The 21,590-nt window shown below is 74.4% G+C and carries 19 protein-coding genes; 6 read left to right on the forward strand and 13 right to left on the reverse strand.

Features of this window, described 5'->3' with window-relative positions:
* Positions 1-3 precede the first annotated feature (3 nt).
* Positions 4-1,794, reverse strand: a complete 1,791-nt coding sequence (locus tag VKK44_RS20340; RefSeq protein ID WP_343442759.1) for a hypothetical protein — start codon at positions 1,792-1,794, stop codon at positions 4-6.
* Complete coding sequence (locus tag VKK44_RS20345) at positions 1,752-3,656, reverse strand: hypothetical protein (protein ID WP_343442760.1); 1,905 nt, start codon at positions 3,654-3,656, stop codon at positions 1,752-1,754. Before VKK44_RS20345 ends, VKK44_RS20340 begins: the two co-directional genes overlap by 43 nt.
* Before the next feature lie 156 nt (positions 3,657-3,812).
* Between VKK44_RS20345 and VKK44_RS20350 the strand changes: the two genes are divergently transcribed.
* A complete protein-coding gene (locus tag VKK44_RS20350) occupies positions 3,813-5,006 on the forward strand; it encodes a hypothetical protein (RefSeq protein ID WP_343442761.1) in 1,194 nt (397 codons plus the stop codon).
* Between the two features lie 301 nt (positions 5,007-5,307).
* Here the strand turns inward: VKK44_RS20350 and dxs are convergent, their stop codons facing one another.
* From dxs to VKK44_RS20370, 4 genes are read right to left on the reverse strand one after another with little or no spacing between them, the layout of a single operon-like run.
* Positions 5,308-7,251 carry a 1-deoxy-D-xylulose-5-phosphate synthase gene (gene dxs, locus VKK44_RS20355; RefSeq protein WP_343442762.1) on the reverse strand — a complete coding sequence of 648 codons (1,944 nt, stop codon included), beginning with the start codon at positions 7,249-7,251 and terminating at the stop codon, positions 5,308-5,310.
* A gap of 48 nt (positions 7,252-7,299) precedes the next feature.
* The gene (locus VKK44_RS20360) at positions 7,300-8,466 is read right to left on the reverse strand and encodes an anhydro-N-acetylmuramic acid kinase (protein ID WP_343442763.1); all 1,167 of its coding nucleotides are present in this window, start codon (positions 8,464-8,466) and stop codon (positions 7,300-7,302) included.
* Between the two features lie 9 nt (positions 8,467-8,475).
* On the reverse strand, positions 8,476-9,708 hold the full coding sequence (locus tag VKK44_RS20365; protein WP_343442765.1) for a class I SAM-dependent RNA methyltransferase: 1,233 nt from the start codon (positions 9,706-9,708) through the stop codon (positions 8,476-8,478).
* A gap of 56 nt (positions 9,709-9,764) precedes the next feature.
* The gene (locus VKK44_RS20370; RefSeq protein WP_343442766.1) at positions 9,765-11,822 is read right to left on the reverse strand and encodes an APC family permease; all 2,058 of its coding nucleotides are present in this window, start codon (positions 11,820-11,822) and stop codon (positions 9,765-9,767) included.
* A gap of 157 nt (positions 11,823-11,979) precedes the next feature.
* Here VKK44_RS20370 and VKK44_RS20375 point away from each other — a divergent pair, with 157 nt between their 5' ends.
* Positions 11,980-12,645 (forward strand): potassium channel family protein, encoded by a 666-nt coding sequence (locus VKK44_RS20375; protein WP_343442768.1) that lies wholly within the window; start codon positions 11,980-11,982, stop codon positions 12,643-12,645.
* A 3-nt stretch (positions 12,646-12,648) separates the two neighbouring features.
* Positions 12,649-13,338 carry a potassium channel family protein gene (locus VKK44_RS20380; RefSeq protein WP_343442769.1) on the forward strand — a complete coding sequence of 230 codons (690 nt, stop codon included), beginning with the start codon at positions 12,649-12,651 and terminating at the stop codon, positions 13,336-13,338.
* A 6-nt stretch (positions 13,339-13,344) separates the two neighbouring features.
* Here the strand turns inward: VKK44_RS20380 and VKK44_RS20385 are convergent, their stop codons facing one another.
* From VKK44_RS20385 to dut, 4 genes are all read right to left on the reverse strand, one after another.
* Positions 13,345-14,025, reverse strand: a complete 681-nt coding sequence (locus VKK44_RS20385) for a DUF3159 domain-containing protein (RefSeq protein ID WP_343442770.1) — start codon at positions 14,023-14,025, stop codon at positions 13,345-13,347.
* Positions 14,022-14,402, reverse strand: coding sequence for an OB-fold nucleic acid binding domain-containing protein (locus VKK44_RS20390; RefSeq protein WP_343442771.1), 381 nt, complete (start codon positions 14,400-14,402; stop codon positions 14,022-14,024). Before VKK44_RS20390 ends, VKK44_RS20385 begins: the two co-directional genes overlap by 4 nt.
* Before the next feature lie 171 nt (positions 14,403-14,573).
* Positions 14,574-15,218 carry a DUF3710 domain-containing protein gene (locus VKK44_RS20395; protein WP_343442772.1) on the reverse strand — a complete coding sequence of 215 codons (645 nt, stop codon included), beginning with the start codon at positions 15,216-15,218 and terminating at the stop codon, positions 14,574-14,576.
* Positions 15,219-15,243: 25 nt separating this feature from the next.
* Entirely contained in the window at positions 15,244-15,741 is a 498-nt protein-coding gene (dut, locus tag VKK44_RS20400) for a dUTP diphosphatase (RefSeq protein WP_343442773.1), read from the reverse strand.
* Positions 15,742-15,823: 82 nt separating this feature from the next.
* On the opposite strand from dut, the gene VKK44_RS20405 reads away from it, so the two are divergent.
* Positions 15,824-16,315 carry a DUF3093 domain-containing protein gene (locus VKK44_RS20405; RefSeq protein ID WP_343442774.1) on the forward strand — a complete coding sequence of 164 codons (492 nt, stop codon included), beginning with the start codon at positions 15,824-15,826 and terminating at the stop codon, positions 16,313-16,315.
* Between the two features lie 18 nt (positions 16,316-16,333).
* Here VKK44_RS20405 and VKK44_RS20410 read toward each other — a convergent pair whose 3' ends face one another.
* A complete protein-coding gene (locus VKK44_RS20410; protein WP_343447829.1) occupies positions 16,334-17,062 on the reverse strand; it encodes a hypothetical protein in 729 nt (242 codons plus the stop codon).
* A 237-nt stretch (positions 17,063-17,299) separates the two neighbouring features.
* Entirely contained in the window at positions 17,300-17,596 is a 297-nt protein-coding gene (locus VKK44_RS20415; RefSeq protein ID WP_013284790.1) for a DUF4193 domain-containing protein, read from the reverse strand.
* Positions 17,597-18,034: 438 nt separating this feature from the next.
* On the opposite strand from VKK44_RS20415, the gene VKK44_RS20420 reads away from it, so the two are divergent.
* Positions 18,035-18,550: a LytR C-terminal domain-containing protein gene (locus tag VKK44_RS20420; protein ID WP_343447830.1), complete on the forward strand. Its 516-nt coding sequence runs from the start codon at positions 18,035-18,037 to the stop codon at positions 18,548-18,550.
* Between the two features lie 94 nt (positions 18,551-18,644).
* Here the strand turns inward: VKK44_RS20420 and VKK44_RS20425 are convergent, their stop codons facing one another.
* Positions 18,645-19,466: an inositol monophosphatase family protein gene (locus VKK44_RS20425; RefSeq protein WP_343442775.1), complete on the reverse strand. Its 822-nt coding sequence runs from the start codon at positions 19,464-19,466 to the stop codon at positions 18,645-18,647.
* A 283-nt stretch (positions 19,467-19,749) separates the two neighbouring features.
* Here VKK44_RS20425 and VKK44_RS20430 point away from each other — a divergent pair, with 283 nt between their 5' ends.
* Positions 19,750-21,351, forward strand: a complete 1,602-nt coding sequence (locus tag VKK44_RS20430; protein WP_343442776.1) for an RNA polymerase sigma factor — start codon at positions 19,750-19,752, stop codon at positions 21,349-21,351.
* The last annotated feature ends 239 nt before the right edge of the window (positions 21,352-21,590 follow it).

The raw sequence follows: 21,590 nt of genomic DNA on the forward strand, positions 1-21,590 counted from the left end.
GGGTCAGCCACCGAGCAGCGGGCGGACGTCCCACAGGTACCCGCCGGGCACGTCCCGCCCGGGGCCGACCAGGGCGTCCACGGTGACGCGTACCGGGTCGCCGGGTGACGAGTCGGCCTGCACCAGCGCCGCCGCCCGCCAGTGCCGCAGGTCCGCCACCGCCTGCCGGCGTTCCGCGTCGCCCACCGGCGGCACCTGGCCCGTCTCGGCGGCCCGGCGCAGCAGCAGCGACGTCGGCCGGTCCGGCGCGCCCCACCGGGCGGCCGGGTCGGCGGCCGAGCGTGGCCCGATGAAGTAGCCACCCGGCGCGTCGAAGGCCAGCCCGGCGCGCGCCGACCAGAACATGGCCGGGCTGACCGCCGCGCCGGTGACCGGCGGCACCGGCACCAGCGTCCGGCCCGGCGGGACGTACGCCCGCCAGCCGCCGCCGGTCACCACGGCCGGCACCGGCGTGACCGGCACGGTGCGGATCGGGGTCGGGACGAGCGGCAGCAGCGCGGCGGCGACCGCGACGGCCCACAGCGCCCGCCCGCGTGCGGTGGCGCCCCGGACCCGGTCCACCGCCAGCGCCAGCAGCACCCCCAGCACCGGCACGCAGACCAGCGCGAACCGCGCCGGCACCACCAGGTCCAGCAGCGGCACGCCGGCGAGCAGCCGGTACGGGCCGGGCAGCCCGGTGTCGTACCGGTTCACCACCACTGTGGTGCCGAGCGACAGCAACGCGAACAGCAGGCCGCACGCGGCGAGCGCGCGCACCAGCGGCCGGTGCCACAGCCGCACCACCACCAGCAGCGCCAGCGGCGGCAGGAACGGGCCGAAGAACGAGTTCTGTTCGGTCGGGTTCGGCGACAGCAGTCCGGCCCGGTGGCCGTCCCCGCCCACGGTCTGCCGGGCGGTGGCGGTGAACGAGGCCAGGTCCAGCCGGTAGCCGCGGGTGTGGAACGGCATCCCGGTGTAGTGGCCGGGGCCGAGGAACTGGAACCACAGCGGGTACGCCAGCAGCACGCCGGCGACCAGCGCGCCGAGGCCCAGCCGGCGCGCCACCACGGGCGCCAGCCGGCGCGCGGTGTCCCGGTCGGCCAGCGCGTACGCCCCGGCCAGCACGCCGGCGGCCAGCGCCAGGAAGACCAGCACCTCCTCGCCGAGGAAGACCTGGTACGCGACCACGAGCCCGAGCAGCACGCCGTCGCGCCGGACCCGGTCGGTGGCCGGCCGGAACACCAACGCGAGGATCACCGGGACCAGGAACTGGGCGGCCATGTGCAGGTGCGCCCCGGCCTGCGCCACCATGCCGGGGGCGAACCCGCAGACCAGGCCGCCCACCGCGGCGGCGACCCGGGAGCGGACCAGCCGGCGGGCCAGCAGCGCGTACCAGGCGGTGGCGGTGCCGGCGAGGCTGAGCGCCACCGCGACCAGGAACGCCGCCTGGGCGCCGAACGCCACGGTGACCGGGGTGAGCGGCACGCCCAGCCCGAGCACCGAGGTGTTGGCCATCAGGTTCACCCCGTCCGGGGCGTTCAGCGCGGGGCTGTGCAGCGGGTTCTCGCCGCCGGTCACCGCGCGGGCGGCCCGGGCCAGCATCCACTCGAACAGCATCTGGTCGCCGGCCTGGTGGAACAGCCGCTCCGGACGACGCCACTGGTCGGCGGTGAGCAGCACGGCCAGGGCGAGGTAGCCGGCCACCACGAGCGCGTCGACCGGCCGGGGCCGCCACCGTCGCCGGGGCGCGGGGGCGGGGCGGGCCGCGGGACTCAGGCGGACCGGTCGGTCAGTGTCCGGACGTCCCACACCCACACGTCCAGCTCCTGCCGGGCCGGCCCGACCAACTGCTCCACGGTGCGCCGCAGCGGCTCGGCGTTCTGCTCGTCGAGCGGCAGCACCACCACGGCCGCGTTCCAGTGCCGCAGCTCGTCCAGGAAGCGACGACGCTGCCGGTCGTCGAGCTTCGGCGTACGCCCGGTGGACGCCACGTCCGCCAGCATCTCGCCGATGCCGCTGCGCCGGCCGCCGAAGCGGCCCGGGTCGCCGGTGACGCCGTTGCGCGGCGCGAGGAAGTAGCCGCCGGGGATCTTGAACGCCAGGTCGGTGCTGGCCGCCCAGCGCATCGGGTCGGTGTTGCCCATCGCCGGCACCGGCACGGAGACCAGTGTCTGGTCCGGTCCGACGTACTGCCGCCAGCGGTCGGCGGTGATGAACTCCGGCACCGGCGGGCGGGTGGTGACCCGCAGCGGCATCGGCGCGATCGGCAGCAACGCGAAGACCAGGCCGGCGGCGGTCAGCGTGCGGGCGGTCCGCCGCTCCACACCGCGCAGCACCCAGGCGCTGCGCACCGCGTACGCCAGCAGGATCGCCACCGTCACGCTGGTGATCAGGCCGAACCGGGTCGGCACCACGGCGTCCAGCAGCGGCAGCCGCACCAGCAGCTCCCACGGGCCGGTCACCAGGTCCCGGTCCCACCAGGAGATCCGCTCGCCGAGCGAGAGCACCGCGAAGAACAGCCCGGTCGCGGCCAGCGCCCGGACCATCACGTCCCGCCGCAGCCAGACGACGATGCCGACGGCCAGCAGTGCCAGGCTCCAGCCGAAGAACGCGTTCTCCTCCGAGTAGTTCGGGGCCAGGTTGACGTTGGCCCGCTCGTTGCCGCCGAACGTGGGCGAGCCGGGGGCCACGAACGCGGCGATGTCGTTGCCGTAGTCGCGTACCGCGTCGCTGAGCCCGTGGTACGCCATCGGACCGGCGAACTGCACCCACAGCGGGTACGCCAGCAGCGCGCCGGCCAGCACCGCGCAGACCGCCAGGCCGGTGCCGAGCGGTCGCCACGCGGTGGCCCACCGGTCCCGCTGCTGCGCCAGCACGGCGAGCAGGAACACCCCGAGCGCCAGCGCGGTGAAGAGCAGGATCTCCTCGTTGATGAACGCCTGCACCACGACCAGCAGGGCGAGCAGCGCGCCGTCGCGGACCGGCCGGACGGAGCGGGTCAGCACCAGCACCCGCCAGACGATGAACGGCAGCAGGAACTGGCTGATGATGTTCGGGTGCCAGTTGGCGTGCGACAGCATCGCCGGTGAGAACCCGCAGAACCAGGCGCCGACCGCGGCGGCCGGCCGGTGCCGGACCAGGTGCCGGGAGAGCACCCGGTACCAGGCGGCGGCGGTGCCGGCCAGGCCGAGCGTGACCAGCGTGACGAAGGAGACCGCCGGTCCGAACAGGAGGGTCACCGGCACCATCGGGATGCCGAGCGCCAGGATGGCGGTGTTCGCCATCAGGTTGACCCCGTCGGGGTAGTTGAACTGCTCGGTGAAGAACGGGAACTCGCCGTGCAGCACCACCCGCACCGAGTGGGCGAGGAAGAACTGCACCTGGGCCGGGTCGCTGCTGTAGAGCGCGGCCACCCGACCGGCCGGGTCGGCCCAGATGCCGCTGGTGACCCAGATCGCGGCGAGCAGGAAACCGGCGTACACGACCAGGTCGATGCGGCGGCGCGTCCACCGCCACCGCCACCGGCGGCGGGCGGCCGGCGCGGCGTCCTCGGTGGTGGGTGTGGCCGGCGGCTCGGTCCGGGTGAGCGGCGGTGGGGGGTCGAGGGTGACGGATCGGGAGCCCGTCGGGGCGGCGGCGGCCGGCGTCGAGGCGCCGCGGGTCTCGGCTGGCGTCACAGTCGGCGGAGTCTACCGGAGCCGGATATTGAGCCACGAATCGCACGTCACGTTCCGCGACGTTCAGTGGGCCGAAAGGGTGAGCCGGGCGCGGCCGGGCGACGGGACGTCTCGTACCATGTGGGCTTCCGACCGACGACCGGCGAGGGGATCAGGGTGCTTTCAGCCCGCCGAAACGCGGTGACGGGCGCCGCGCTGGCAGCGTTGGCGCTGGCCACAGCCGGTTGCGGGCCGGTGACCGAGCGCCAGCCGGCGGACCTGCGGGTCGGCTACGACAGCCTGGACGGCACGCTCGCGGTCTGGCCGCCACGCGGCAGCCTGGCCCGGGACGCCGCCACCACCGCCGCGATCACCGCTGCGGTGCGTGACTGGCGCTCGCCGGTCGACGACCGGGCCCACCTGCCCTCCTCCGGCATCCTCTTCTCCGGCGAGGTGGCCGGCGTCCCGCTGGCCCTGGTCGCCGCCGACGTGCCCGGCGAGTCCGCCTCCTGGTTGCTGCAACTGGACCGGGACGGGCAGCGGTGGCGGGTGGCGCACGCCACCGAGTACACCGAGCCCGGCTACCTGGTCTACGCCGACGTGCTCCCGGTGCGGCAGCCCACCGGGCGTCGCTACCTCACCTCCGCCCGGGTCGAGCGCCTGCTCGGCCCGGACGGCCGGACGGTGCCCGGCACCGACGGCGTCACCGAGCCGGTCGCGGTGCCGCCCTGCCGGGCCGTCGAGCTGACCGCGACGCTGCGGCCCACGCCGTCGCTGCCGCGCGGCCGGGCCGCGGACCGCGTCCTCGACCTGGGTACGGCCACCGAAGCGCCCCGCTACCCGCTGGTACGCGACGAGACCGGCGCCGGCAGGCGCGCGCTGACCGGCCTGGACACCTGCGCGCTGGCCGCGGAGCGGGGCCCGTTCGGCAGCGTCCCGCGCCGCCTCGGCGACCGCGAGGCGCCCCGCTCCACGCCCGAGTCCTGGCCGATGGCGAAGATCGCGACGCGCTCGCTGGGCGAGGTCGCGCTCGGCGGCGGGGAGCCGGGCGACCTGGAGCAGCTCAGCTGGGAGAGTCCGAGCGGGACGATGACCGCGGTGCTCTACCGCCCGGCCGACGGCGGTACGCCGGTCGTCTCGCCCGCCGACCGGTCCACCACGCTCCAGGCGTACCCCCTGCCGGTGCCCGGCCAGCCGCTCGCGGTGCTCACCTGGCGCACCCGGGACGCCTCGTTCGCCGCGCCGCCCGGCACCACCCGCCTGGTCGACCGCCCGGGCCTGGTGGTGGTCGAGCAGACCGACGCCAAGCAGACGTTCAGCCTGGCCGGCACCGAGAAGACCTGGTACCGCTCCCTCTCCTCCCCCCGCTGACCCCCGTCCGCCCCCAACTCCTTGATCAACGCACCGCACCAGGGTTCGGCGCGACGATCTGTGCGCCGGCCGGGCGACAGCATGCGGATGATCAAGGAGTTCGCGTCGCCGCGGAGATCGATTCCGACGCAAACTCCTTGATCACGCCGAAGGAGGGAACGCGGGCGTCGGGGGGCGTCGGGGGTGGGTCAGGGGTGGTCAGGGGCATGGGCAGGTAGGGGACGCCGAACGCGCGAGGGATCCCGGAACAGGGTCCGGGCGGCCCCGCGACAGCGGGACCGCCCGGACACCGGGACCGGGATCAGTTCTGCGCGGCGGCCCCGTCGGTGGCCGGCTCGACCGGCGCGGCGTCCAGGCCGGAGATCCAACCGGTGACGTCGCGCGCCACGTCCTGCGCGGTCAGCCCCAGGTCGGACAGGATCTGCGCGCGGGTGCCGTGCGGGTGCCAGTCGGCCGGTACGCCGAGGTCGCGCACCGGCACGCGGACGTCGGCGTCCCGCATCGCCTGGGCCAGCGCGGAGCCGACGCCGCCGACCCGGACGCCGTCCTCGACGGTGACCACGAGGCGGTGCGCGGCGGCCAGCTCGACCAGCTCGGCCGGAACCGGGCGGACCCAGCGCGGGTCGACCACGGTGACGCCGTAGCCCTGCTCGGCGACCCGGGACGCGACCTCCATGCCGAGGCCGGCGAACGAGCCGACCGCGACCAGCAGCACGTCGGTACGCGCCGACTCGGCCAGCACGTCGACCGGGCCGACCCGGCGCACGGCCGGGAGGTCGGCGGCGACGGTGCCGGTCGGGAAGCGCAGGATGGTCGGGCCGTCGTCGACGGCGATCGCCTCGCGCAGCTCCTCGCGCAGCGTGGCCGAGTCGCGGGGCGCGGCGATGCGCAGGCCGGGCACCACGCCGAAGACCGACATGTCCCAGATGCCGTAGTGGCTGGGCCCGTCCGGGCCGGTGATGCCGGCCCGGTCCAGCACGAACGTGACCGGCAGCTTGTGCATCGCCACGTCCAGCAGGACCTGGTCGAACGCGCGGTTGAGGAACGTGGCGTAGACCGCGACCACCGGGTGCAGGCCACCCATCGCCAGGCCGGCGGCGGACGTGGCGGCGTGCTGCTCGGCGATGCCCACGTCGTAGACCCGCTCCGGGTACTTGCGGGCCAGCGTGGCGATGCCGGTGGGCTCCGCCATGGCGGCGGTGATGCCGACCACGTCGGGGCGCTCGTCGGCGATCGTCACCAGCTCGTTGGCGAACACGTGGGTCCACTTCACCGACGGCGCGGCGACGAGCTGACCGGTCTCCGCGTCGAACGCGCCGGGGCCGTGCAGGCAGTCGGCCTCGTCGTCCTCGGCGGGACGGTAGCCGTAGCCCTTACGGGTGACCGCGTGCACGATCACCGGACCGCCGAAGTTCTTCGCCGCGCGCAGCGCCGCCTCGACCGCCGGCACGTCGTGGCCGTCGACCGGGCCGACGTACTTGATGCCGAGGTCCTCGAACATGGCCTGCGGGGCGACCGCGTCCTTGATGCCCTTCTTGACCGCGTGCAGCACCTCGTACATCGGCTTGCCGACGAACGGGGTGTTGCCGAGCGCGTCCTTGACGGTGTCGAGCACCTTCTCGTAGCCGGGGTTGAGCCGCAGCGACGACAGGTGGTCGGCGAGGCCGCCGATGGTCGGCGAGTAGGACCGGCCGTTGTCGTTGACCACGATGATCAGCGGGTTGCCGGCGGTGGCGATGTTGTTGAGCGCCTCCCAGCACATGCCGCCGGTGAGCGCGCCGTCGCCCACCACGGCCACCACGGACCGCTTCTCACCGCGCAGCGCGTACGCCTTGGCCAGCCCGTCGGCGTACGACAGGGCGGTGGAGGCGTGCGAGTTCTCGATCAGGTCGTGCTCGCTCTCCGCCTGGCTGGGGTAGCCGGAGAGGCCACCGCGCTGGCGGAGCTTGTCGAAGCCCTCCTGCCGGCCGGTGAGGATCTTGTGTACGTACGCCTGGTGCCCGGTGTCGAAGAGGAGCCGGTCGCGCGGGGAGTCGAACACCCGGTGCATGGCCAGCGTCAGCTCGACGACGCCGAGGTTGGGGCCGATGTGCCCGCCGGTGCGGGAGACCTTGGCGATCAGAAAGTCACGGATCTCGGCGCCGAGGATGTCCAGCTGCTCGGCGGTCATCCGCTTCACGTCCTGCGGGCCACGGACGGCGCCCAGCAGCCGACCGTGGTTGGCCGTGCCCTCTTCAACACTCATGACCGGAGAGTCTATCGGCCGTGGCACAGTCCGCAGCCGAGCCGTGGCTCAGGACGACACCGTCAGCCGACGCGGCGGCGCCGGGGTCGGCGCCCCGAACGCCGGCCCGGCCGGGGTCCAGGAGCCGAGCACCGCGGCCCGGGACGCGCCGGTCACCGACGGCACCGCGCCGGGCAGCCCGTGCCAGCTCAACCAGCCCAGCAGCGCGAACGCGTACGCCTCCTTGGCCTGCGCCGGGACGCCCAGCTCGTCGGTGGTCCGCAGCCGCCAGCGGCCGACGCCGAGCGCGGCCAGCCGCGCCCGGAGTGTGGGATTACGCACTCCCCCGCCGGCGGCCACCACCTCGGTGACCCGGTGCCGGTCGCAGGCGTCCGCGACCGTGCGGGCGGTCAGCTCGGTGAGCGTGGCCAGCACGTCGTCGGCGGCCACCGGCTCGCCGAGCGCGGCCAGCGCGGCGTCCAGGTAGCCGCCGTGGAACAGCTCCTTGCCCGTCGACTTGGGCGGCGGCGCGGCGTAGTACGGCTCGGCGAGCAGCCGGGCCAGCAGCGCCCCGTGCACCCGGCCGGCCGCGGCCCGCGCCCCGTCGACGTCGCAGGGACGGCCCAGGAAGCGCCGGGCGGCGGCGTCCAGCAGCGCGTTGGCGGGGCCCACGTCGTACCCGAGGACCGGCGCACCGGGCGCGACCACGGTGAGGTTCGCGATCCCGCCGAGGTTGAGCGCGGCCCGCGGGGCCGCACCGACGGCCGGGTCGAGCAGCAGCGCGTCGAACGCCGGGACCAGCGGCGCACCCTGCCCGCCGGCCGCCACGTCCGCCGAGCGCAGGTCGTGCAGCACCGGTACGCCGACCCGCGCGGCCACCCGGGCCGGCGCGCCGAGCTGGAGCGTGCCGCGCACCCGGCCGGCCTCGACCCAGTGGAAGACGGTCTGCCCGTGGGACACCACCGCGTCGACGGCGCCCCCGGCCAGCTCCACGCCGACGGCGGCGGCTTCGGCGAACACCTCGCCGAGCCGGTTGTCGAGCCGGCAGACCGCCTCGACCGTGGTGGCGGCCGGCGGCAGCAGCGCCTCGATCCGCGCCCGCAGGTCGTCCGGGTACGCCAGCTCGCGGTGCCCGAGCGGCCGTAGCCGCAGCGTGTCCCCGTCGAGCGTGAACTCGCCCGCCACCACGTCCACGCCGTCGTAGGACGTGCCCGACATCAGCCCGACGATCTTCATCGGGCCAGGCTAACCACGTTGGAACAAGCCGACCAGCTCGACGTGCTGGGTCATCGGGAACAGGTCGAAGCCGCGCAGCGCGGCCAGCCGCCAGCCCGCCTCGGCGAACGTGCGCACGTCCCGGGCGAAGGCGGCCGGGTCACAGGCCACGTACGCCACCGCCCGCGGGTCGGCGGCCACCACGCCGGCCACCACCGCCGCACCCGCGCCGGAGCGCGGCGGGTCGAGCACCACCAGGTCGACCGGGCCGGTGATCCGGCGGCGGGCCAGCGCGGTCTCCACCCGGGCCGCGACCACCTCCACGGCGGTCAGGTCGGCCAGGTTCGTCCGGGCCGCGGCCACCCCGTCCGGCGCGGACTCGACAACCGTCACCCGGGCGCCGTCGACCCGGCCGGCGAGCGCGGCGGCGAACAGCCCGGCCCCGCCGTACAGGTCCCAGGCGGTCTCGCCGGGTCGCGGGTCGAGCAGGTCGAGCACGGCGCCGACCAGGGCGTCCGCCGCGGCCGGGTGCACCTGCCAGAAACCGGACGCGGACAGCGTGAAGGACCGCCCGGCCGCCGTCTCCCGGACCCGCTCCGGCCCGCTCACGGCGGTGGCGACCCCGTCGGCGTACGCGAGCACGGCGACGTCCCCGCCGGTGCTGGCGACCGTCTCCACCGCGTCCGCGTCCGGCCAGCGCGCCCCGGTGGACGGGAGCACCGGCAGCTCCCGGATCGCCGGGTGGGCGATCCGGCAGCGGTCGATCGGCACCACCTCGTGCGAGCGGTGCTTGAGCAGCCCGGCCCGGCCGGCGGCGTCGACCGCGTAGCGGACCCGGGAGCGCCAGCCCAGCGGCCCGCCGGGCAGCGCCTCGACCCGGACGCCGAGCGCGTCGGTCTGCGCGTCGGTGAGCCGGCCCAGCCGGGTGAGCTGCTCGCGCACCACGGCGACCTTCCAGTCGAGCTGGGCGGCCGGGGCGACGTGCTGGAGGTCGCAGCCGCCGCACGCGCCCGGCCGGGCGTACGGGCAGGGCGGGGTGACCCGGTCCGGCGAGGCGTCGAGGATCTCCACCGCGTCGGCGCGGGCGAAGCCCCGGTGCAGCTCGGTCACCTCGGCGACCACCCGTTCGCCGGGCAGCGCGTGCCGGACGAAGACCACCTGGCCGCCGGCCCGGGCCACGCAGTGCCCGCCCGGGGCGACCGCGTCCACGGTCAGCTCGACCCGCTCGGCCTCCGCCAGCCCGGGGCGTTCCGGCGCGTCCACGGCATCACCCTTCGTTCGCGACTGCGGGGCTCGCAGGACCGGCTCACTCCCCGCGCTCACGGCCGGCCCTCCTGCTCACCGGAGGGCGTGGTGCCGACCGGCGGCACGGGCGGCGGCAGGGTGCTCTGCGGCGCGACCCGGGGGCCACGCGCCGGGCCGCGACTGAGCGTGGCGTCCAGGCGGTCCAGGTTCTTGCTGGCGGTGGACGCGAGCTGCCAGGGCACGCTGGTCACCATCACGCCCGGCTCGAACAGCAGCCGGCCCTTGAGCCGCAGCGCGCTCTGGTTGTGCAGCAGGTTCTCCCACCAGCGCCCCACCACGTACTCCGGGATGAAGACGGTGACCACGTCGCGGGGCGACTCGCGGCGGACCGAGGCGACGAAGTTGAGGATCGGCCGGGTGATCTCCCGGTACGGGGAGTCGATCACGGTCAGCGGCACCGGCAGCTCCCGCCGTTCCCAGTCGGCCTGGAGGGCTCGGGTGTCCTTCTCGTCCACGTTGACGGTCACCGCGGTGAGCGTGTCCGGCCGGGTGGCCCGGGCGTACGCGACGGCCCGCAACGTGGGCTGGTGCAGCTTGCTGACCAGCACGATGGCGTGGTTGCGGGCCGGCAGCACGGCCCGCTGCTCGGTCGGCTCCAGCTCCGCGGCGATCCGGTCGTAGTGGCGGCGGATGCCGAGCATGACCACGTACATCACGGCCATCGCGACGATCGCGATCCACGCGCCGAGCAGGAACTTGGTGACCAGCACGATGACCAGCACCACGCCGGTCATGGCCATGCCGAACGCGTTGATGGCCCGGGAGCGGACCATCCGCCGCCGGGCCTCCGGGTCGCGCTCGTTGCGCAGGTGCCGGTTCCAGTGCCGGATCATGCCGAGCTGGGACAGCGTGAACGAGACGAACACGCCGACGATGTAGAGCTGGATGAGCCGGGTCACCTCGGCCTGGAAGCCGACGATCAGCACCACCGCGGAGACGGCCAGGAAGACGATGCCGTTGGAGAACGCCAGCCGGTCGCCCCGGGTGTGCAGTTGACGCGGCAGGTAGCGGTCCTGCGCCAGGATCGAGCCGAGCACCGGGAAGCCGTTGAACGCGGTGTTCGCGGCCAGGAACAGGATCAGCGCGGTCATCCCGGCGACGACGTAGAGCAGCACCGACCCGCCGCCGAACACGGTTTCGCCGAGCTGGGTGGTGACCGTCTTCTGCACGTACCCGTCGGGGCCGGAGACGATCTGGCTGGGGCTCTCGACGTACTGGAGGCCGGTCCGGCGGGCCAGCGCGATGATGCCGACCAGCATGGCGACCGCGATGCCGCCGAGCAGCAGCAGCGTGGTCGCCGCGTTCTTCGACTTGGGCGACTTGAACGCCGGGACGCCGTTGGAGATCGCCTCCACGCCGGTGAGCGCCGCGCAGCCGGAGGAGAACGTGCGCAGCAGCAGGAAGATCAGCGCGAACCCGGTGACGCTGTGTTCGGCGCGGATCTCCAGGCCGGCGCTGGGCGCGCGCAGGTCGTCGCCGAGCACGAAGATCCGCACGAACCCGGTCAGCAACATGCCGACGATGACGATGACGAAGCCGTAGGTGGGGATGGCGAACGCGGTGCCCGACTCGCGCAACCCGCGCAGGTTGATCGCGGTGAGCAGGACCACCGCGCTGACCGCGATGAGCACCTTGTGGGTGGCCACGAACGGCACCACCGAGCCGAGGTTCGCCACTCCGGAGGAGACCGACACCGCGACCGTCAGCACGTAGTCGACAAGCAGCGCGCTGGCCACCGCGAGCCCGGCCCGCGGGCCCAGGTTGACGGTGGCCACCTCGTAGTCGCCGCCGCCGGACGGGTAGGCGTGCACGTTCTGCCGGTAGCTGGCCACCACGGTGAGCATCACCACGACGACGGCGAGCGCGATCCACGGCGAGAAGATGAACGCGGACGCGCCGGCGATGGAGAGCGTCAGCAGGATCTCGTCCGGCGCGTACGCCACGCTGGAGAGCGCGTCGGAGGCGAAGACCGGCAGGGCGATGCGCTTCGGTAGCAGGGTGTGCTGGAGGCGGTCGGACCGGAACGGTCGACCGAGGAGGAGTCGCTTCAGCAGCGAGGTGGGGCTGGCCACAACCGACAAGCGTACGGCCCCCCGGCGCGGGACGGTGGGGTGGCTGATCACCGCCGCGCGCGCCCGCGCGGTACCGTCGGTGCCCCGCCGGGGGCGGGGACGTGGCAGGCTCGCAGACGACGGGTCGGCGGGCGGCACCGTGGGAGGAGCGGACACCGTGCATGTCGTGATCATGGGTTGCGGCCGGGTCGGGTCGACCCTGGCGCACAGCCTGGAGTCCCGGGGGCACTCGGTGGCGGTGATCGACCAGGACGCGGACGCGTTCCGCCGGCTCGGCCCCGACTTCGCCGGCATCACGGTCACCGGCGCCGGCTTCGACGGCGAGGTGCTGCGCGAGGCCGGCATCGAGCGGGCCGACGCGTTCGCCGCGGTCTCCAGCGGCGACAACTCCAACATCATCTCGGCCCGGCTGGCCCGGGAGACGTTCGGCGTGTCCCGGGTGGCGGCCCGGATCTACGACCAGCGTCGCGCCCAGGTCTACGAGCGCCTCGGCATCCCGACCGTGGCGACCGTCCGGTGGACCGCCGACCGGATGCTGCGCCACCTGGTGCCCGAGGGGAACGTGGAGATCTTCCGCGACCTGACCAGCACCGTGTCGATCGTCGAGGTGCCGGTGCACAAGGACTGGATCGGCCGGCCGCTGCGCCAGCTCGAGGAGTCCGCCGGCGCCCGGGTGGCCTACCTGACCCGCTTCGGGATCGGCACGCTGCCCACCGCCTCCTCCGTGGTGCAGGAGGGCGACCAGGTCTTCATGCTGGTGACCGACGACATCGTCGCCTCGGTCGCCTCGGTGGCGGCGGCGCCGCCGGAAGGGGGGCACTGAGTCATGCGGATCGCCATCGCCGGCGCCGGCAACGTGGGCCGCTCGATCGCCCAGGAGCTGATCGACAACGGCCATCAGGTGATGCTGATCGAGCGGCAGCCCAAGATGCTGCGGCCCGACCGGGTGCCGACCGCCGACTGGGTGCTGGCCGACGCGTGCGAGCTGGCCAGCCTGGAGGAGGCCGACGTGGCCGGCTGCGACGTGGTGGTCGCGGCCACCGGCGACGACAAGGTCAACCTGGTGGTCTCGCTGCTGGCCAAGACCGAGTTCGCGGTGCCCCGGGTGGTGGCCCGGGTCAACCGGGCGGAGAACGAGTGGCTGTTCACCGAGCAGTGGGGCGTGGACGTCGCGGTCAGCAAGCCACGGGTGATGGCCGCGCTGGTCGAGGAGGCGGTGACCGTCGGCGACCTGGTCCGGCTGATGACGTTCCGGCAGGGCGAGGCGAACCTGGTGGAGATCACCCTGCCGCCGACCGCGCCCTACGTGGGGCAGCCGATCCACGCGGTGCCGATTCCCCGGGACGCGGCGCTGGTGGCGATCCTGCGCGGCAAGCGGGTGCTGGTGCCCACCCCGGACGACCCGATCGAGGCCGGCGACGAGCTGGTGTTCGTGTGCACCGCCGAGGTGGAGGACGAGGTGCGCGCGGTGATCCTCGGCCCGGAGAGCACCGAGCGGTACCGCGAGCGCTCCTGAGCGGGCTCAGGCCCCCGGCAGCGGGGTCGCGGCGCCCTCCCGGGTGACCCGGCGCACCACCCAGACCGTGATCAGCAGCAGCAGCGCGTACGGCGGGTAGCCCAGGGCGAGCCGGGCCACGCCGAGCGCGGTGTCCTGGTGGGCCAGGTAGAGCCCGGCCTGCACGCCGACCTTGGCCAGCCACACCACGCCCCAGAGCACGGTGAGCTGGGTGAACGTGCGCACCAGCTTGGGGTCGTCGCGCCACTCGGAGCGGCCCTTGGCGACCAGCACCGACCAGATCCAGCCGACCAGCGGCTGCCGGATCGCGGCGGAGAGCAGCAGCGCCAGGCCGTAGCCGATGCCGTAGAGGATGCCGGGCAGGTAGAAGTCGCGCTCGTTGCCGGTCCGCCAGGCGATGGCCGCGCCGATGCCGACGCCGAACAGCCCGTTGACCGCGTGCCGCACCGGCCGGCGCTGGACCAGCCGGAGCACGGCGATCAGCAGCGCCACCGCGACCGAGGCGATCACGGCGGGGCGCAGCTCGCCCACCACGTTGGCGATCACGAAGACCACCACCGGGATGCTCGACTCGACCAGGCCGCGCCAGCCGCCGAGCTGGTCGGCCATCTGCTCGGCGATGCTGGGCAGCCGCTCCTCGTCCTGCGGGTCGAGGCCCGACGGGGTGCGCTGCTGTCCGGTCGTCACTTCGGCGGCTCCAGCTCGTAGTACGGGTTGTAGATCACCTTGCGGTCGTCCCGCACGGCCACCCGGCCGCGGGCGGTGAGGTGCCGGCCCGGCTCGATCCCGGCGATGTGCCGCCGGCCCAGCCAGACCAGCGTGACCACGTCGTTGCCGTCGTAGAGGTCGGCCTCCAGCGTGGGCAGGTTGGTGCGCGGCGTGTAGACCACGGTGCGCAGCCGCCCGGCCACCGCGACGACCTGGCCGCGGTTGCACTGGTGGGTGGGGGTGCCGCCGGACTCGGCGCTCTCCCGGCGCAGCTCCTGCGCCTCGATCTCGGCCTCGCTCGCGGTGAACCGTTGCAGCAGCCGCCGCAGCGACACCCGGCCCTGGTCGGTCGTCATGACCTCCGCGTCACCCTCTCCGCGCCGGGGTCCCGCGGGTGGCGGAACCGTCCCGCCAGCGTACGCCGGTCCGGCCCGACGGCGGGACCGGCGGCACGCCGGATGCGCACACGCGGCGGGCCCGGTCCGGTCGGCTCGGGGCCGACCGGACCGGGCCCGGCACGGTGTGGCTCAGACCTCCTGCGGGCCGGCGGCCTGCTGCTCGGCGGCCTGCTGCTCGGCGACCTCGCGGGGCAGCCGCAGCGGCAGCGGCTCGCGGACCGGCTTGGCCTCCTGGCCGCGGTCCACCACCAGGCCGTCCAGGCAGGCCGCGAGCGGGCCGGCGGCGGCCGGGTCGGTGGCCGCCTGGCCCTGGAAGACGCCCCGCACCATCCAGCGCGGCCCGTCGACGCCGATGAACCGCAGGTCGGTCACGCCGTCCGGGGTGCGGACCTGGGCCCGCAGCTCGGTGCCGCGCTCTCCCTCGACCTCCTGGGCGGCGGCGCCGTCGTTCAGCAGCGAGGTGCGGATCTCCTCGCGCACCTCGTCCCAGATGCCCTCCGAGCGGGGTGCGGCGAACACGCCGAGCTGCAACGCGTTCTGCCCGTGCACCAGCACCACCTGCTGGATCACGCCCTGCGGGTCGGCCTGCACCCGCACCTCCACGTCCGGCACCGCCGGGATCTGGAGGCTGCCCAGGTCGAGCCGGGGCGCGTCGGGCGCCTCGCTGACGTCGTAGGGGCCGCGAGCCGGCGCCGCCGGGGTCTCCTCGGCGTCGAGGACCCCGTTGTCACGCCCGTGCCGCGCCTCGTCGGCCCGCTTCCGGGAGAAGATCACTGCGCCCACCCTCCGCTGTTCGCACTCACCCTGCCACCTCTTCGCTCTGCCCGCCGCCCGGAGCCGGAACCAGCCCGGCGTGCCCGCCGGTGGACCCGTGCCCGCCGGTCCCGCGCCGGGACCCGGGCAGCTCGGCCACCGGCCGGAACTCGGCCCGGGCGACCCGCTGGACCACCAGCTGCGCGATCCGGTCGCCCCGGCTGATCCGCGCCGGCGTGTCCCGATCATGGTTGATCAGGTTGACCAGGATCTCACCCCGGTAGCCGGCGTCGACCGTACCGGGCGCGTTGAGCACCGTCACGCCGAGCCTGGCGGCCAGCCCCGACCGGGGGTGGACCAGCCCGACGTACCCCTCCGGCAGCGCCACGGCCACGCCGGTGGGCACCAACGCCCGCCCACCGGGCGGCAGCTCCACGTCCGCGGCGGCCACCAGGTCCGCGCCGGCGTCGCCGGGATGGGCGTACGCCGGCAGCGGCAGCTCCGGGTCGAGCTGCCGCACGGGCACGGGTACGACATCTGTCACGGTCAGCCTCTTCCGTCCGGTCCTCGGGGTGCCCTGCCATCCTGCCGGTTGGCCGGCCCGCCGCGCGCCGTACCCTCGCAGTGTGCGTCAGTCGTCATCCCCGGCCGCCCCGACGGAAACCCCCGCGCCGTACGCGGAGCGCCTGGGGCTGCCCTGGTGGGCCTGGCCCGCCGGGCTGGCCGTGGCCGGGCTGCTCGCCGCCGAGCTGTGGCTGGGCGCGATCGGGTTCCGGGCCTGGCTGCCGTTCGTGCTGCTGCTCCCCGGCACGGTGGCCGCCCTGTGGTGGCTGGGCCGCATCCGGGTCGAGGTCCGCGACGGCGAGCTGCGGGTCGACGACGCCCACCTCCCGGTGCGCCACGTCGCGGACGCGGTGCCGCTGGACGCGGCCGGCCGGCGCGAGGTGCTCGGCGTCGGCGCCGATCCGCTCGCGTTCGTGGTGCAGCGTCCCTGGATCGGCGGCGCCGTCCAGGTGGTGCTGGACGACCCGGCGGACCCCACCCCGTTCTGGGTGGTCAGCACCCGGCACCCGGTGGAGCTGGCGACCGCGCTGCTGGCCGCCCGCGACGCCGCCTGACCGCCTCCCGCCCGGCCGTCAGCCCCGCTTGTGGGGCAGGCCGCGCGACGTGTGCCGGAGGTCCTTGCGGAGCTGCTCGCCGAGCGCGCGGGTGGCCCGCCGGTTGAGGTAGCCGGCCACCGCGGCGCCGGTCAGGAACGGCCCGAGCGTGGTGAGGTTGCGGCCGAAGCGACGCAGCAGGCTGTCCCGCAGCTCCCGGCGCGCGGCGGTGCCCAGCACGGCGCTCACCCCGACGCCGGGCATCATCGGGTTGATCCCCCGCTGGCCGGCCCAGGACTGCACCAGCGCCACGGCACGCGCGGTGCCGCCGGTGGGCAGCGGCATCCGGTGGAGTTCGTGCAGCTCCCCGATGAGCTTCAACTCGATCGCCACCACGGCGACCGTCTCGGCGGCCAGCAGGACCGGGGCGGAGAGCAGGGTGGGCGTGACCGCCCACTCGACCGCGGCGACCCCGCCGCCGGCCGCGCCGACCCCGGCGGTGGCCCGGGACGCGTTGCGGACCAGCCGGTCGGCGAGCGCGTCGTCGTCCAGGCCGGGGAAGTGCCGCCGCAGCGTGGCGAGGTCACGGATCGGCACGTGCGGCGCGACCTCGGCGACGGTGTCCGTCATCCAGCGCAGCGCCGCCCTGGGCTTGAACAGGTCGGTGAGGCCGCGCGCCCGCGCCTGGCCGACCAGCCGGACCAGCAGTTGCCGGCGGCGGGCCGGGGCGATGTCGTCGGCGGTCAGGGCGGCGACCGTGGCGCCCAGCTCCTCGCCGGTCCCGCCGGCCGGGCCCGGGGCGGCGGGTGTCGGTCCCGTCTCCGGGACTGGCGTCCGGTCGGTCCCGCCGTCCCGCTCGCTGCGCTCGCTCACCCGTCCGCCCTCCTGCTCCGCGCGGCGTGGCAGCCGCCCGTACGAGTCAAGCAGCTTCCGGCCACCGGCGCACGGCGGCTCGAACAGCGGCGGCCCCGGCGAGGAGGCCGCCGCCGGTGTCCCGGCTCGGGATCAGACGCACTCGCGGCAGATCAGGTCGCCGTTGCGCTCGACCGCCAGCTGGCTGCGGTGGTGGACCAGGAAGCAGCGGGCGCAGCGGAACTCGTCCTGCTGCATCGGGAGCACCTTGACCGTGAGCTCCTCGTCGGCCAGGTCGGCGCCGGGCAGCTCGAAGCTCTCGGCCACTTCGGCCTCGTCGACGTCCACAGCACCCGACTGTGAGTCGACCCGCCGGGCCTTGAGCTCCTCGAGGCTGTCCTCGCCGAGGTCGACCTCGTCGCGACGCGGGGCGTCGTAGTCGGTGGCCATCGGTTTCACTCTCCAATATCGATATGGTCGCTGCCGGTTGTAACGCCGGACGACGCCGTTTCGGTTCCCCTGGCCGGCCACCAACTGTGTCGGGCACCCGACCCGACGACCGGTGGGCCGGGTTCGCCGGAGCGGAACCCTCCGGCGAGCGCGGAACCTTACCCCCCCTTTGGGCGAGGCATGTATACCGCCCTCGCGGGAGAGATGTACGCCCCTGCGCCCGAAGTTGTTCCCAATGTGACTCAGGCGACACGAAGATAGGGGTAGTCCTACCCGTTCCCCCAGTGGCGCGCCAGCATGTCGGACTGTTTCCACGCGGGAGCCGGACAAGGGTTAACCTCAGCGGCGTACTTCGACGGCCGACAGACGCGGCCCGACCGCGGCGGCCGCCGCCACCCAATCACTGTCCGGGGAGCGCCCAGGATGAGTTTTGCGCGAGTGCGGGCACTCGTTGTCGTCGGACTGCTGGCGGTCATCGCCCTGGTCTTCGTGGTCGTCGCCGTGGTCCGCGACAGTCAGGGCTCGGCCGGCACCGCCGCCGACTGCCCAGACGGTTGGCCGCTGGTCGACCTGCGACTGCGTGAGCAGAAAGACGTGAAGATCAACGTCTACAACGCCACCGACGAGTCCGGCCGGGCCGGCGGCGTGGCGGACGACTTCCGCAACCGTAAGTTCCAGGTCAAGAAGGTCGGCAACGAGTCGAAGGAGGTCGACGGCGTGGCGGTGCTGCGCTTCGGCCCCAAGGGCGTCGGCTCGGCCCACCTGCTGCGGGCCTACTTCCTCAACAACGCCGAACGGGTCTTCCAGCCGGACCGCAAGGACGACACCGTCGACGTGGTCCTCGGCAACGGGTTCCAGCAGTTGGCCACCACCACCGAGGTGAACCAGTCGCTGGGCGACCTGGGCGCTCCCGAGGCGCCGCCCGAGACGTGCCCGATGCCGGCCGAGAAGTGACCGCGGGCCGGTCCGCCGGCCCGACGACGACGCAGGGCGGTCTCCGCGGTCCGGGAGGCCGCCCTCGTCGCGTACCCGTCGGACGGGTGACCGGTCAGGGGCCGCCGTCGGCGTCCAGGTCGGCGAGCCGGGTGTGCAGCGGGCCGTGCAGCGCCGGCGGCGCGGCGAGCACCAGGTCCGGTCCGGCGGGTCGGCCGGACAACCCGGTCACCAGCAGCCCCGCCTCCCGGGCGACCAGCCCGCCCGCGGCGAGGTCCCAGGCGGCCAGCCCCTTCTCGAAGTAGGCGTCCACCCGTCCCTCGGCGGCCAGGCAGAGGTCGAGCGCAGCCGCGCCCATCCGGCGGAGGTCGCGCACGTGCGGGATCAGCTCGGCGACCACCCGCGCCTGGTGCGCGCGGCGGGCGGCGGCGTACCCGAAACCGGTGGCGACCAGCGCCTGCCCGAGGTCGGCCTCGGCGGAGCAGCGCAGCCGCCGGCCGTCCCGCCAGGCGCCGCCGCCCGCGGTCGCGGTCCACTCCTCGCCGGTGAACACGTTGCGCACCACCCCGGCGACGACCTCGCCGGCCACCTCGGCGGCGAGCGAGACGGCACAGTAGGGCAGCCCGTAGAGGTAGTTGACGGTGCCGTCGATCGGATCGACGATCCAGCGCACCCCGTCCCCCGCGGCCGGGCCGGTCTCGTCCACGCCGTACTCCTCGCCCAGCACCGCGTCGCCGGGCCGCCGGGCCCGCAACGCGGCCAGCACCTGCCGCTCCACCGCGCGGTCGGCGGCGGTGACCACGTCGGTCGCGGTGCTCTTGGTCGCCGCCACCGAGACGCCCTCGGCACGCATCCGGTGGGCGGTGGCCGCGGCGTCCCGGGCCACCTCGACGGCGATGGTGAGCAATTCCCGCGGTGTGGGCGCCGAGGCGATCATGTCCGTCCCCTTCCCGCACGACCGGACCGGCCTGGCCGCGCGTGAGTATCATCCTTACAAAGTCCACATCTGCGCCCAATCGGCGGTCCCGGACCGCCGGTACGCCGTGCTGCGCAGGATGATCGCGGCAGACGGCGTTACAATTCACCCTGCCCACGCGCCACGGACCGCCAACGACCGGACGGACCGGGACACGGGGGTCCCTCAACGACTCGCCCGGCACGGCCCCGTGCTGCGCCGGACGACCCGGCCGTGCTCGCTCTTCGCCTCCGGAAGGTCATTCGTGACAGAACCCCGCCAGACCGGCGCCGACGTTCGCTCGCTCACCGACACCCTGATCGCCCACGCGCAGAGCGCCGGCGGTCAGCTCACGTCGGCCCAGCTCGCGCGCACCGTCGAGTCCGCTGAGGTGACGCCGGCCCAGGCCAAGAAGATCCTCCGCGCGCTCTCCGAGGCGGGCGTGACGGTCGTGGTGGACGGCTCCGCCAGCACCCGTCGCCGGGTCGCCGCGGCCCGGTCCGCCACTCCGGCCTCCCGGGCCACCACCGCCAAGACCACCAAGAAGGCGGTCGCGCCCGCCCCCAAGCAGGCGCCCGCCGCCGAGGAGTCCCCCGCTCCGGCGCCACGGAAGGCGACCGCCCGCAAGGCCACCGGCACCACCGCCGAGGTGGCCGGCAAGGCCGCCGTCCCGGCCAAGGCCACGAAGGCGACCCGGGCCACCAAGGCCACCGTGGCCGCCAAGACGGCCGCGGCGAAGCCGGCGAAGGCCGGCGAGGGCGCCGAGGGCGAGGTCGACCCGGAGGAGCTGGCCGCCGAGATCGAGGACGTGGTGGTCGAGGAGCCGGCCGAGCTGGCCCAGGCCGCCGAGGCCGACGCCGCGAACTCCGCCACCGACAACGACTTCGAGTGGGACGACGAGGAGTCCGAGGCGCTCAAGCAGGCGCGCCGGGACGCCGAGCTGACCGCCTCCGCCGACTCGGTCCGGGCCTACCTCAAGCAGATCGGCAAGGTGCCGCTGCTCAACGCCGAGCAGGAGGTCGAGCTCGCGAAGCGGATCGAGGCCGGCCTCTACGCCGCCGAGCGGCTGCGCGCCGCCGACGAGGGCGAGGAGAAGCTGGTCCGCGATCTCCAGCGCGACCTGATGTGGATCTCCCGGGACGGCGAGCGGGCCAAGAACCACCTGCTGGAGGCGAACCTCCGACTGGTGGTCTCGCTGGCCAAGCGCTACACCGGGCGCGGCATGGCCTTCCTCGACCTGATCCAGGAGGGCAACCTCGGCCTCATCCGCGCCGTCGAGAAGTTCGACTACACCAAGGGCTACAAGTTCTCCACGTACGCCACCTGGTGGATCCGCCAGGCCATCACCCGCGCCATGGCCGACCAGGCCCGCACCATCCGCATCCCGGTGCACATGGTCGAGGTGATCAACAAGCTCGGCCGGATCCAGCGCGAGCTGCTCCAGGACCTGGGCCGCGAGCCCACCCCGGAGGAGCTGGCGAAGGAGATGGACATCACACCGGAGAAGGTGCTGGAGATCCAGCAGTACGCCCGGGAGCCCATCTCGCTCGACCAGACCATCGGCGACGAGGGCGACAGCCAGCTCGGCGACTTCATCGAGGACTCCGAGGCCGTCGTGGCGGTCGACGCGGTATCGTTCTCCCTGCTTCAGGACCAGCTCCAGCAGGTCCTCCAGACGTTGTCCGAGCGTGAGGCGGGCGTGGTACGCCTGCGCTTCGGCCTCACCGACGGCCAGCCGCGCACCCTGGACGAGATCGGCCAGGTGTACGGCGTGACCCGGGAACGCATCCGGCAGATCGAGTCCAAGACGATGTCCAAGTTGCGGCACCCCTCGCGTTCCCAGGTGCTCCGCGACTACCTGGACTGACCGCACACGTCAACCAGTCGTGTCGGTTTGATCACCAACCGTAGAACACCGATCGTTGATCGGTCGGTTGCCTGTTTGTGATCGTTGACGTGGCACCCTTGGTGCACGGCACACTGTCTTCCACGCCAGGTGTGACCTCGGTCCCCCGCGGGCACACAGGGAAGGCAGCGCCCGAGATGGGTGTTGCAGGATAGGTGAGCAACGACCGACGAGTGTGTTCATCGGTGACGACCAGAGGA

Source organism: Micromonospora sp. DSM 45708, assembly GCF_039566955.1.
In the GTDB taxonomy this organism is placed as follows: Bacteria; Actinomycetota; Actinomycetes; order Mycobacteriales; family Micromonosporaceae; genus Micromonospora.